The organism is Streptomyces sp. NPDC048462 (assembly GCF_043200175.1).
Classification (GTDB): domain Bacteria; phylum Actinomycetota; class Actinomycetes; order Streptomycetales; family Streptomycetaceae; genus Streptomyces.
Genome location: NZ_JBICXG010000022.1, coordinates 83,913 through 95,894 on the forward strand (window position 1 = coordinate 83,913; position 11,982 = coordinate 95,894).

Sequence of the window (11,982 nt, forward strand, 5' to 3'; positions counted from 1 at the left end):
CTTTCCGTTCACGGAATCGTCGGTCAGAGTGCGTCGGGGCCGCGTTCGCCGGTGCGGACCCGGACGGCGGTCTCGACCGGCACGCTCCAGACCTTGCCGTCACCGATCTTGCCGGTCCGGGCCGCCTTGACGACGACCTCGATGAGCTGTTCGGCGTCCTCGTCCTCGACGAGGACCTCGATGCGGATCTTCGGGACGAGGTCGACGGTGTACTCGGCGCCCCGGTAGACCTCGGTGTGGCCGCGCTGGCGCCCGTAGCCGCTGGCCTCCGTGACCGTGAGGCCCTGGACGCCGAAGGCCTGGAGGGCCTCCTTGATCTCGTCAAGCCGGTGGGGCTTCACGACTGCGGTGATGAGCTTCATGCGTCCACCTTCTTGTTCGTCGGGGCTGCCGTGGTGCCGGGCGCGGGAGGCGTGGAGCGGGAGGACAGACCGCCGCCGGCACCGCTGAAGTCGTACGCGGTCTCGGCGTGCTCGACCTGGTCGATGCCGGAGACCTCGTCGTCCTCCTCGACCCGCATCCCGATCGTCCTGTCGAGCAGGAAGGCGAGGATCGCGGAGACGACCAGAGAGTACGCGAGGACGGCGAAGACACCGACGGCCTGCTTGCCGAGCTGGTCGAGACCGCCTCCGTAGAAGAGGCCCTTGGCATCGGACTGGACCCCGCCGGTGGCGAAGAATCCGATGAGCAGGGAGCCCGCGACACCGCCGACGAGGTGGACGCCGACGACGTCCAGGGAGTCGTCGTAGCCGAACTTGTACTTCAGGCCGACGGCCATGGCGCACAGCACACCGGCGATGGCACCGACCGCGATGGCGCCGAGCGGGCTGACCGCGCCGCCCGCCGGGGTGATGGCGACGAGTCCGGCGACGGCGCCGGAGGCGGCGCCGAGGGTGGTGAAGGAGCCGTGCCGGAGCTTCTCGTAGCCGAGCCAGGCGAGCATCGCGGCGGCGGTGGCGACCTGTGTGTTGACGAACATGACCGCGCCGACGCCGTCGTCGTTGCCGAGCCACGAGCCGGCGTTGAAGCCGAACCAGCCGAACCAGAGCAGTCCGGCGCCGAGCATCACGAGCGGCAGGCTGTGCGGCCGCATCGGGTCCTTCTTGAAGCCGACCCGCTTGCCGATGACGAGGATCACGCCGAGGGCCGCGGCACCGGCGTTGATGTGGACGGCGGTACCGCCGGCGAAGTCGATGACGCCGAGCTCGAAGAGCCAGCCGCCCGCGCCCCAGACCCAGTGCGCGACCGGGAAGTAGACGACGGTGACCCAGAGGGTGATGAACAGCGCCCAGGAGGTGAATTTGACCCGGTCCGCGAGCGCACCGCTTATCAGCGCGGGGGTGAGGACGGCGAACATCAGCTGGAACACGGCGAAGACGTAGACCGGGATGGTGTAGCCGTCCCAGAGTTCCGTGACGCCGATCCCGCTGAGGCCGGCGAAGTCGGAGCTCCAGCCGATGAAGGACCCGATGTCGGAGCCGAAGGCGAGGCTGAATCCGTACAGCACCCACAGGATCGTGACGATCCCGAGGCTGATGAAGCTCATCATCAGCATGTTGAGGGTGCTCTTGACGCGGACCATGCCTCCGTAGAAGAAGGCCAGGGCCGGGGTCATGACCATCACGAGGGCGGAGCAGATGAGCATGAATCCGGTATTGGCGGCAGACAGCGTCGGGGCGTCTGCTGCGAACGTCGTGATGCCTGGGGGCATCGGCGTCTCCTCGTCGTCATTGCGGCCGCGTGCGGGCGATTGGGGGCACAACCACGTGCGGAACCACGGGGGAAAAGGTGCGTCCTTATGCGCCATGAGATTCGCTCAGCGCCGTTTCCGTGGATGCCGCGCGGTGTTTCGCCGCAGTGACGAAGGCGAGCGACGTGTTACGTCCCCATGAACCGCCCGCGCCGTTGCCGCGCTCGCACCTACTCTGCGGCCGTGGCCGCATACGGTGCGGTTACGACGCTCCGGTACGGGAACGACCACACGAACCGGCCACGGCGACCACCCACTGACCTGGCAATCGGGGGAGCCGAAGTCGGTCTGTGCGGGGTGGCCGTCGTGGCCGGGGCAGAGGGTGCCGTCAGACCGCTTCGGCGGTCTCGGGCAGCTGTTCGGTGAGGAGATCGGTGAGCCGGGCGACCTCGGGGATGTCCCCGAAGTCCCTGGCGGCGGTGTCGACCGTCTTGCGCAGCCGGGTGTTGACGCGCTCGGAGCGGACCTTCTTGGCCACGCGCAGCGCCTTCTCGGCCAGCACGGTGGACTCCTCGGGCTCGCGCTTGAGGAGGTGGACCGTGGCGAGGCCGATGAGGTTGAGGGCGTACGAGCGCTGGTGCTCGTCGTCCTCGCCGAAGAGGTGGACCGCCTTCTGCATGACGGGTTCGGCCAGCGAGGCGTACGTGGGGCTGCGGCCGGCCACGTAGGCCAGGTCGCGGTAGGAGTGGGAGTTCTCGCCGTTCAGCTCGGCGTCGGAGAAGAACCGGATCCAGTCGGGCTCGGGCTCGCCGTCCATCCCCGCGTCGAGGAAGGTGTCCTCGGCCATCCGGACGGCACGCTTGCACTTGCTGGGCTGGCCCATGTTGGCGTAGGCGCGGGCCTCCATCGCATACAGCATCGCCTGGGTCCGCGCGGTGGCGCAGTCGCGGCTGCCGTACTGGGCGAGGTGGATCAGTTCGAGCGCGTCGTCGGGGCGGCCGAGGTGGATCATCTGACGGCTCATGCTGGACAGGACGTACGAGCCGAGCGGCTTGTCGCCGGCCTCCTTGGAGGCGTGCAGGGCGAGGACGAAGTACTTCTGGGCGGTGGGCTGGAGGCCCACGTCGTAACTCATCCAGCCCGCGAGCTCGGCCAGTTCGGCGGCGCAGCGGAACAGTCGCTTGGCGGTGGCGGACGGCTGCGGCTCCTGGAGCAGGTCGGTGACCTCGTGGAGCTGGCCGACGACGGCCTTGCGGCGCAGTCCGCCGCCGCACTGCGCGTCCCACTGGCGGAACATCGCGGTGGTGGATTCCAGCAGGTCCAGCTCGGGGCCGGAGAGCCGGGAGGGCCGGCGGGCTGCGGCCGGGTCCGGCTCGGCGGCCGCGGCGGCGGTGACGGGCACCAGCCAGCGCTGCATGGGTTCGATGAGGGCGGGACCGGCGGCCAGGGCGAGGGAGCTGCCGAGGAATCCCCGGCGGGCGAGCATCAGGTCGCTGCGGGAGAACTCGCTGAGCAGGGCGACGGTCTGCGGTCCGGCCCAGGGGAGGTCGACACCGGCCACCGACGGGGCCTGGTGCGCGGCGCGTAACCCGAGGTCCTCGACGGCGACGACGCTGCCGAAGCGTTCCGAGAACAGCTCGGACAGGATGCGCGGGATCGGTTCGCGCGGCTGCTCGCCGTCCAGCCAGCGCCGCACCCGTGAGGTGTCGGTGCTGATGTGGTGGGCGCCCATCTGGCGTGCCCTGCGGTTCACCTGGCGGGCCAGCTCGCCCTTCGACCAGCCGCTGCGCACGAACCATGATCCCAATTGCCCGTTGGGGCGCTTACCGGCATTCGAATCGCCTGCGCCGCTGCCACTCACTGGAACGCCCCCATCCCGCCGAATACCCTCCGCCGCGAACCACTCTCAGAATGCCGTGATCCGATCCTGTCCATCCTGTCCGTACGCAAGTTGCACACCATCGAACAGAGAATCGGGTTGCCTCCGGCATACCCATGGGCGCACATACTTCCATGGTTCGTGTACCGACGGTAATCCTACGATCACCCCCTCGGGGAGGGTGATTGCGGAAACGCCACCATTCGCCACCCCTTCGGATGAACGCCACCACAGTCGAGCGCGATTCACTTGACAGGCGACGATCGGCAGTAGGCGCAAAGGTGCATTCAGGGGCGTGCGAATGAGCTCGGACACTCCGTTGTGCCCCCCGCGTCCGGCCGGATCAGCAGGAACGGCGGAGTGTCACGATCGGACTCCGTTCCGTAACCACCGGCGAGTTGGACCCGTTGGAGGGGGCATGGGCTTCACGATCGGCGGCATCCGCGAATTACGATCCGGCTCACGGCGCCGCGGCCGTGCGACCGAGGCCACCGCGGTGGCCGAGTACACGGGGCTGTGGGGCTGGGCCGTCGCACCGGGTGCGCGGGCGGCGGACGGCACCTGCTCGTGCGGGGCGGCCGACTGCCCCTCCCCCGGAGCGCATCCGCTGGACTTCGCGCGGGAGGTGCCCGCCGGAGCGACGCTCGACACCGCGGCGCGTGCGTGGGCCGAGGTGCCCGGCGCCTCGATGCTGCTGCCGGTGGGCCGCGGCTTCGACGTCCTCGATGTCGCCGAACAGTCCGGGCGCAGGGCGCTGGTACGGATGGAGCGGATGGGGCTGCCACTGGGCCCGGTGGCGGTGACCCCGGCCGGGCGGGCGCAGTTCTTCGTGGCACCGGGCGCGGCCGCCGGGCTCCCCCAGCTGCTGTACCGGATGGGCTGGGACGACGCGGGGCTGGACCTCAGGGCGCTCGGGCTCGGCTCCCACATCACCGCGCCCCCTTCCGACGAGGGCGGTCTCGGCCCGGTCCGCTGGCTCCGGCCGCCGGCCCTGGACACCGCGGCGGCGCCGCCGGAGGCCCGGCTGCTGCTGGGCACGCTGGCCTACGTCTGCCACCGGTGGGCCCTCTGCGGCTGAGCCGCCCGGGAGACCGCCGCGCAGCGAAAAGCCCGGCCGCACGGAGGTCCACGCGGCCGGGCTTATCCATGTCCGCCGGTCTCAGTCCCCGATCAGGGCGTCCACGAACGCCTCCGGCTCGAAGGGGGCAAGGTCGTCCGGCCCCTCGCCGAGCCCGATCAGCTTCACCGGGACGCCCAGCTCGCGCTGGACGGCGATGACGATGCCGCCCTTGGCGGTGCCGTCGAGCTTGGTGAGGACGATGCCGGTGATGTCGACGACCTCCGCGAAGACCCGGGCCTGCACCAGGCCGTTCTGCCCGGTGGTGGCGTCCAGGACGAGCAGGATCTCGTCGAGCGGTCCGTGCTTCTCGACCACCCGCTTGACCTTGCCGAGCTCGTCCATCAGACCGGTCTTGGTGTGCAGCCGGCCCGCCGTGTCGATCAGTACGACGTCGGCGCCCTCGGCGATGCCCTCCTTCACCGCGTCGAAGGCGATCGACGCCGGGTCGCCGCCCTCGGGTCCGCGTACGGTGCGGGCACCGACGCGTTCGCCCCAGGTCTGGAGCTGATCGGCGGCGGCGGCCCGGAAGGTGTCGGCCGCGCCGAGTACGACGCTGCGGCCGTCGGCCACCAGGACCCGGGCGAGCTTTCCGGTGGTGGTGGTCTTGCCGGTGCCGTTGACACCGACGACCATGACGACGCCGGGCGTGTCCACACCGCTCTCCGTCTTGACCGCACGGTCGAAGTCGGTGCCGAGCAGGGTGACGAGCTCCTCGCGCAGGAGCGTGCGCAGGTCCTCCGGGGTGCGGGTGCCGAGGACCCGGACGCGCTCGCGGAGCCGTTCCACCAGTTCCTGGGTGGGGGCGACGCCCACGTCGGCGGTGAGGAGGGTGTCCTCGATCTCCTCCCAGGTGTCCTCGTCGAGGTTGTCCCGGGACAGGAGCGTGAGCAGCCCCTTGCCGAGGGAGTTCTGCGAGCGGGCGAGGCGGGCCCGCAGCCGCACGAGACGGCCGGCCGTGGGCTCGGGAACGTCGAGCGCGGGGGGCGCGACGGTCTCCGGGGCCGCCTCGTCGGCGGCCTCGGCGGGCGGGAGCCCTACTTCCTCGATGGTGCGGCGCGATTCGTCGCGCGGCGTCTCGGCCTCCTCGCCGACATGGGGCTCGGCGGGAGGAGTGATGGTCGGCGTGCTCGACGGTGCCGGGGGCAGCTGCTTCTTCTTGCGGCTGCTGACCACGAGCCCGCTGATCACGCCGACCGCGACCAGGGCGATGACTACAGCAAGGATGACGAATTCCATAACCCACCCAGTATCAGTCACGAAAGGCGGGGAACCGCAGAAGGTACGAAGCCGTGACCGTGCGCGTACGGGAAATCACGGGCCCCTTGCGCCCGTCCGGGGCAGTCGCCCGCGCATTGCGTCTCCCGGCCGGTCGAGAGGGACCGCGCGAGCCTATGGAGATTCCGGTTCAGCACGGGCCCGCGCGCACAGCCACGCCGCGACGTCCCTGACGACAGCCACGTCCACGTGCTGGGCGGCCAGGTATCCGGCGGGCGTCGACGGACCGGTCCCCGGGAAGAAGAGGTGGTCGTCGGCTTCGTGGATCCGGATGGTGACGTCCGGGCGGTTGGCCAGCCCCGCACGCCAGAGGGACAGGTCGTGCTCGACGGTGACTTGGTAGTCCCGACCGCCCTGGAGGATCAACAGCGGACGGTCCAGGGCGGCGGCGGTGGCGACCGGATCGTAGGAGAGCAGGTCGAGCCAGTACGCGGCGGGAAGCCCGAAGAGCAGGTCCGCCCGGGGCGTGCGGAGGGACAGGGAGGTCTCGATGGTCGCGGCCTGGCGGAGGATCTGCGCGACGGCCGCGTCGGAGTGCGGGCCGGGGTCGAGCGTCGCGAGGTGGCGCACGACCCGGACAGCGGCGCGGTGCATGGGCTCCGCGTCCCCCGCCAGGATCACGACACCCGCGAGGGACGGATCGGCCTCGGCGACCCGTGGAGCGACCTTGCCGCCCATGCTGTGCCCAGCGACGAACACCCGGCCGGGGTCGACGGCCGGCTCGGCCCGGAGCAGACGGGCGGCGGTGACGGCATGGGGGACGTACTCGCGCGTCATCGTGAAGTCGTCCGCGGCAGCCACCTCGGCCGCGTGGGTGAAGGTCACCTTGTCGTGGCGCAGCACCGCCACGCCCCGGCTCGCCAGGCCCCAGGCGAGATCCTTGAGCGGTTTGTTCGGTCCGCTGGTCCCGTCCCGGTCGAACGGTCCTCCGCCGCTCAGCAGCACGACTCCGGGCCACGGGCCGCTGCCGCGCGGAACGGTGACGGTGCCGGCCACGGCGAGAGCACCGGATCCGACCGTGACCTCGTGCTCCTCGAAGGCGTCCGGATTCGCGTAGGGAGGCGGCGTCCAGGGGTCGGAGGGGGGTGCGAGGCGCAGCCCGTTCAGCAGACCGACGGAGTCGACCGACATGACAACGGTGAACCGTCCCCGCTCGCACGCCACGGGGACGCCGACGCGGATCAGGTCCGGCCGCAAAGGTTCGCTCGACGGTTCACCGAGTCCGGTGACCGGACCGGCGGCCGCGGTGTGGGCAAGCCAGGCCGCCTGGAGCGCCCCTGCCGTCAGCGCGGCCCGCAGGGGCGGCGCGAACAGTGCCGCGATCTCCTCGAAACGGCCGGCACGCGCGCACTCGACCACCCGTACCGCGGTCTCCTCCGATGTCCGCATCCCTCACCTTTCTCAAATTTCGAGAAAGGTAGCACGCATGAGAATATTGGGGCATGGACACCCTGGAGCTCCTGGCGCACCCCATACGCCTCCGCGTCGTCCACGCGCTGCGCGGCGGGCGAATCCTCACCACCGGGCAGCTGTGTGCGCTGATCCCGGATGTGTCCAAGGCGACGGTCTACCGGCACGTCGACCTGCTCGCCTCGGGCGGCGTACTCGACGTCGCCGACGAGCGGCGCGTGCGCGGTGCGGTCGAACGCCGGTACCGGCTACGGCACGATCGTGCGGGTATCGACGCGGAGACCGCGCGTGCGCTCACCCCGCGGGACCACGAGCGGGCATTCGCCGCCGCCATGGCCACCCTGGTCGCGGAGTTCGGCGCCTACCTGGACCGCGACGGCAGCGATCCGGTGGACGACCTCGTCGGCTACCGGCAACACGCGATCTGGCTCAGCGAGGACGAACTCACCGGGCTGATCAGCGCGATGCGGGCGGCCATCACCCCGCTCCTCGCCAACGAACCCGCGCCGGAACGCGCCCGCTACCTCCTCAGCCCGATCCTGTTCCCGGCCGAACAGCGAGAAGACCCTTCCTCCTGACCGGCACCGGCCGGGAGTGCGCCGGGCCGCGGGTGCGGAACCTCTGGATTCGCCTGATCGATATAGGCGGTATGCCGGTAAAGGTACGATTCCGCCCGTGGAGACCCGTGGCCTGGAACCCGTGCCCGACGGCGAGCGCACCGGCCGGGCCCGGAGTCTCTTCCCCACCTGGGCCGCCGCCAACACGACCGTGCTGCTGCTCACCCTGGGTGCGGGCCTCGTCGTCTTCGACGCGCTGAACCTCTGGCAGGTGCTGATCGTCGCGACGGCCGCCCCCGTCCTCTCGTACGGCATGGTCGGGCTGGTCTCCGTCGCGGGGAAGTCCGGCGGCGCCCCCGGCATGGCGCTCTCCCGGGCCGTCTTCGGGCAGCGAGGGAATCTGGCGCCCGGTGCGCTGATCTGGGTCGCCCGCTGGGGCTGGGAGACGGTGAACGCGGTCACCGGTGCGTACGCCGTGCTGGCCGTGCTCGATCTGCTCTTCGGGGTCCGGAGCACCACGGCCCTGATCATGGTGACGCTGACGGCGTTCGTGGCGGCGGGTTTCCTGCTGTCGGGGCTGGGGGCACGGGCACTGCGGGTGTGCTCGACCTGGTCCGCGTGCCTCTTCGGCGGATTCAGCGTCCTCGTACTGGTGCATCTGGCCGGTACGACGCCATGGCGGGCCGTTCTGGACCAGCCGGCCGGACCGGCGCCGGTGGTGGTCGCGGGCATTGGCACTCTGGCCGCCGGCGGCATCAGCTGGGCCCCCGCCGGCCCGGACTTCGCCCGCTACCTGCCGCGCACCGTGTCCGGCCGGGCGGTGGTCGCGGCGACCGTGGGCGGCGCGGCAGTCGTGTCCCTGCCGATGGTGATGATGGGGGCGGTGATGGCGGTCGGTACGCCGGGACTGGCCGCCACCCGGGATCCGGTCTCCTTCATCGGCGCGTCACTGCCGGACTGGCTCTCGGTGCCGTATCTGTTCGTCGCCGTGCTCGGCATGGTGCTGATCAATGCCATGTCGATGTATTCGGCGGGATTCACCGCACAGACGCTGGGGTTCCGTGTCCCGCGCGCCTGGGCGGTCGGGGCGAATGCCGCGATCAGCCTGTTCCTGGGAGCGCTGCTGATGCTGGTGGCGAGCAGTTTCATCGATTCCTTCGTCTCCTTTCTGAACCTGCTGGCGGTGACGTTCTCGGCCTGGCTCGGCGTCTTCGGCATGGACCGGCTGAGGGGGCGCGCCTACGATCCGGCGGCGCTCATGGACACCACCCCGAGCAGTGCCTACTGGTACACGGGCGGCTTCGCGTGGCCGGCTCTGGCGGCCTGGGCCACGGGCCTGGCGGCCGGGCTGCTGTTCACCGGCGTGGAGTGGTTCAGCGGACCGCTCGCCGCCACCTGGGCCGGGCGCAACGGGCTCGGCTGGGCGATCACCGTCCTCGTCTCCGGCGTCCTGTACGCGGCGCTGCCGCGCCCCGGCGCGGGGCGGCACGGCAGACCCCTACACTTCTGACGCTGCGTCAGCTACTGTCCGGCCTCGCCCAGCCCGCCCGGCGAAGGGGACAGTGTCATGGCCTTCACAGTCGTCAGGTTCAACCTCGTCGATCCAGCCGCCACGCCCGCGTCGCTCTCGGCCCGCTACCGCGCGGCCCTGGACATGGCCGCGTACGCCGACGAGCACGGCGTCGACACCGTACAGACCGAGGAGCACCACGGCGCCGCCAACTCCTGGCTGCCCTCGCCCTTCACCTTCGCGGGGGCCGTCTTCGGGGCCACCGGCCGGATCGCCGTCACGGTCTCCGCGGTGATCGGGCCGCTGCACGACCCGTTGCGGCTGGCGGAGGACATCGCGGTGCTCGACCTGCTGAGCGCGGGCCGGCTGGTCACGGTCGCGGGGATCGGCTACCGGCCCGAGGAGTACGAGCGGGCGGGCGTCGAGTGGGGCAGGCGCGGCCGGATCCAGGACGAGCTGCTGGAGACGCTGCTGCTGGCGTGGACCGGGGAGCCGTTCGAGTTCCGGGGCCGCACGGTCACGGTGACGCCCCGCCCGTTCACCCGGCCGCACCCGCTGCTGCTGGTCGGCGGCAGCTCCCGGGCGGCGGCGCGGCGGGCGGCGCGGCTGGGGCTGCCGCTGTTCCCGAGCGCGCATCTGCCGGAGCTGGAGGCGTACTACCAGGAGCAGCGCGCGGAGCACGGCACCGAGGGCTTCTGCATGATGCCGGCGGCCGAGACGCCGTTGCTGCACGTGTCCGAGGACCCGGACCGGACCTGGGCCGAGTACGGGGAGCACTTCCTGCACGAGGCCCGTACGTACGCCTCCTGGCAGTCCAAGGACATCCGCTCGGCCGTCCGTTCGGCGGCCACGACGGTGGCGGAGCTGCGCGAGGAGGGCGTCTACCGGATCGTCACCCCTCAGGCCTGCGCGGAACTGGGCCGGGAGCTGGACAGCCTGGTGCTGCATCCGCTGTGCGGCGGGATGCCGGTCGAGGAGGGGTGGCGCAGTCTGCGGCTGTTCTGCGAGGCGACCGGCGGCTGACGGAACCGGCCGCACGGCCCGAGCCGCGCGGGTCAGCCCATCTCCTCCAGGGCCTTGCCCTTGGTCTCCTTGACGAACTTGATGACGAAGGGGATCGAGAGCGTCGCGAAGCAGGCGTAGATGATGTACGTGCCCGACAGGTTCCAGTCGGCCAGGCTCGGGAAGCTCGCGGTGATCGCCCAGTTGGCGATCCACTGCGCGGACGCGGCGACACCGAGGGCGGCGGCACGGATCCGGTTCGGGAACATCTCACCGAGGAAGACCCAGACCACCACACCCCACGACAGGGCGAAGAACAGCACGAAGACGTGGGCGGCGACGAGCGCGACCACGCCCTGGGTGTTGGGCAGCTTGCCGTCGACCAGGTTGGCGGAGAAGGCCCAGGCCTCGAAGGCGAGCGCGACGGCCATACCGCAGGAGCCGACCAGAGCCAGCGGGCGACGGCCCACCCGGTCCACCAGGACCATCGCGATCACCGTACCGATGATGTTGATGATCGACGTGGTGAAGGAGTAGAAGAACGAGTCGGTCGGGTCGATGCCGACGGACTGCCACAGCGTCGCCGAGTAGTAGAACGCGACGTTGATGCCGACGAGCTGCTGGAAGACCGACAGGCCGATACCGACCCAGACGATGGGCAGGAAGCCGAAGCGGCTGCCCAGCAGATCCTTGAAGGTCGACTTGTGCTCGCGGTGCATCGCGGTCTCGATCTCGGCCACCCGGGCGTCGAGGTCGACCCCCTTGCTCTCGACCTCCGCCAGGATCTGGCGGGCCCGCTCCTTCTTGCCGACCGAGATCAGGTACCGGGGCGACTCGGGGATCGCGAAGGACAGCACCCCGTACAGAACGGCGGGCACGACCATCACGCCGAGCATCCACTGCCAGGCTTCCAGGCCGCCGATCTTGCCGCGCTGGTCGCCGTCGGCGATCTGCAGGATGCCGTAGTTGACCAGCTGGGAGATGGCGATGCCGATGACGATCGCCGCCTGCTGGAAGGAGCCGAGACGGCCTCGGTAGGCGGGCGGCGAGACCTCCGCGATGTACGCCGGGCCGATCACCGAGGCCATGCCGATGGCGAAGCCGCCGATGATGCGCCACATCGCCAGGTCCCAGAGCGCGAACGGGAGCGCCGATCCGACGGCGCTGATGGTGAACAGGACCGAGGAGATCTGCATGCATCGGATACGGCCGATCCGGTCGGCGATACGGCCCGCGGTGGCCGCGCCGATCGCACAGCCGATCAGGGCGATCGCGATGACCTGGGCCAGCGTGCCGGAGCCGATGTCGTACCGGCTGCGGATCGCCTCGACGGCCCCGTTGATCACGGAACTGTCGTAACCGAAGAGGAAACCGCCCATCGCAGCGGCTGCCGTGATGAAGATGACATGGCCGAGGTGGTCCGGGTGGGCCGCTCTGGCTCCGGACTCTGGTCCCTGCGATGTGCTGGTCACGTGAACTCCTGGTGCCTGGCCGCAGACGCAGGCGTGGGGGGCGAGCTGTTCCCAGTGGCGCATACGT

10 protein-coding genes are annotated in these 11,982 nt (G+C 70.7%); 4 read left to right on the forward strand and 6 right to left on the reverse strand.

Annotation, left to right across the window (positions count from 1 at the left end):
• Positions 1 to 23: 23 nt before the first annotated feature.
• The 3 genes from ACGFU6_RS29585 to ACGFU6_RS29595 form a co-directional block, all read right to left on the reverse strand.
• Positions 24 to 362: a P-II family nitrogen regulator gene (locus ACGFU6_RS29585; RefSeq protein WP_003965965.1), complete on the reverse strand. Its 339-nt coding sequence runs from the start codon at positions 360 to 362 to the stop codon at positions 24 to 26.
• Positions 359 to 1,711 (reverse strand): ammonium transporter, encoded by a 1,353-nt coding sequence (locus tag ACGFU6_RS29590; RefSeq protein ID WP_393615325.1) that lies wholly within the window; start codon positions 1,709 to 1,711, stop codon positions 359 to 361. The genes ACGFU6_RS29585 and ACGFU6_RS29590 overlap by 4 nt, the downstream gene beginning before the upstream one ends.
• A gap of 367 nt (positions 1,712 to 2,078) precedes the next feature.
• Positions 2,079 to 3,551: a hypothetical protein gene (locus ACGFU6_RS29595; RefSeq protein ID WP_393615326.1), complete on the reverse strand. Its 1,473-nt coding sequence runs from the start codon at positions 3,549 to 3,551 to the stop codon at positions 2,079 to 2,081.
• Between the two features lie 436 nt (positions 3,552 to 3,987).
• Between ACGFU6_RS29595 and ACGFU6_RS29600 the strand changes: the two genes are divergently transcribed.
• A complete protein-coding gene (locus tag ACGFU6_RS29600) occupies positions 3,988 to 4,647 on the forward strand; it encodes a bifunctional DNA primase/polymerase (protein WP_393615328.1) in 660 nt (219 codons plus the stop codon).
• An 81-nt stretch (positions 4,648 to 4,728) separates the two neighbouring features.
• Here the strand turns inward: ACGFU6_RS29600 and ftsY are convergent, their stop codons facing one another.
• Entirely contained in the window at positions 4,729 to 5,925 is a 1,197-nt protein-coding gene (gene ftsY / locus ACGFU6_RS29605; protein ID WP_393615330.1) for a signal recognition particle-docking protein FtsY, read from the reverse strand.
• 153 nt (positions 5,926 to 6,078) lie between these two features.
• Entirely contained in the window at positions 6,079 to 7,353 is a 1,275-nt protein-coding gene (locus tag ACGFU6_RS29610; RefSeq protein ID WP_393615332.1) for an alpha/beta hydrolase family protein, read from the reverse strand.
• 53 nt (positions 7,354 to 7,406) lie between these two features.
• Here ACGFU6_RS29610 and ACGFU6_RS29615 point away from each other — a divergent pair, with 53 nt between their 5' ends.
• The 3 genes from ACGFU6_RS29615 to ACGFU6_RS29625 all read left to right on the forward strand — a co-directional run bounded on the left by ACGFU6_RS29615 (position 7,407) and on the right by ACGFU6_RS29625 (position 10,464).
• A complete protein-coding gene (locus ACGFU6_RS29615) occupies positions 7,407 to 7,952 on the forward strand; it encodes a helix-turn-helix domain-containing protein (RefSeq protein WP_393615333.1) in 546 nt (181 codons plus the stop codon).
• Between the two features lie 97 nt (positions 7,953 to 8,049).
• Entirely contained in the window at positions 8,050 to 9,441 is a 1,392-nt protein-coding gene (locus ACGFU6_RS29620) for a purine-cytosine permease family protein (protein WP_393615335.1), read from the forward strand.
• A 57-nt stretch (positions 9,442 to 9,498) separates the two neighbouring features.
• A complete protein-coding gene (locus ACGFU6_RS29625; protein WP_393615336.1) occupies positions 9,499 to 10,464 on the forward strand; it encodes an LLM class flavin-dependent oxidoreductase in 966 nt (321 codons plus the stop codon).
• A 32-nt stretch (positions 10,465 to 10,496) separates the two neighbouring features.
• Here ACGFU6_RS29625 and ACGFU6_RS29630 read toward each other — a convergent pair whose 3' ends face one another.
• Positions 10,497 to 11,915 (reverse strand): sugar porter family MFS transporter, encoded by a 1,419-nt coding sequence (locus tag ACGFU6_RS29630; RefSeq protein WP_393615338.1) that lies wholly within the window; start codon positions 11,913 to 11,915, stop codon positions 10,497 to 10,499.
• Between the last annotated feature and the right edge of the window lie 67 nt (positions 11,916 to 11,982).

Excerpts from the sequence above, each read along its gene's own strand:
- ACGFU6_RS29585 (WP_003965965.1), bottom strand. The coding sequence starts at position 362 with ATGAAGCTCATCACCGCAGTCGTGAAGCCCCACCGGCTTGACGAGATC.
- ACGFU6_RS29590 (WP_393615325.1), bottom strand. The coding sequence starts at position 1,711 with ATGCCCCCAGGCATCACGACGTTCGCAGCAGACGCCCCGACGCTGTCT.
- ACGFU6_RS29600 (WP_393615328.1), top strand. The coding sequence starts at position 3,988 with ATGGGCTTCACGATCGGCGGCATCCGCGAATTACGATCCGGCTCACGG.
- ftsY (WP_393615330.1), bottom strand. The coding sequence starts at position 5,925 with ATGGAATTCGTCATCCTTGCTGTAGTCATCGCCCTGGTCGCGGTCGGC.
- ACGFU6_RS29610 (WP_393615332.1), bottom strand. The coding sequence starts at position 7,353 with ATGCGGACATCGGAGGAGACCGCGGTACGGGTGGTCGAGTGCGCGCGT.
- ACGFU6_RS29615 (WP_393615333.1), top strand. The coding sequence starts at position 7,407 with ATGGACACCCTGGAGCTCCTGGCGCACCCCATACGCCTCCGCGTCGTC.
- ACGFU6_RS29625 (WP_393615336.1), top strand. The coding sequence starts at position 9,499 with ATGGCCTTCACAGTCGTCAGGTTCAACCTCGTCGATCCAGCCGCCACG.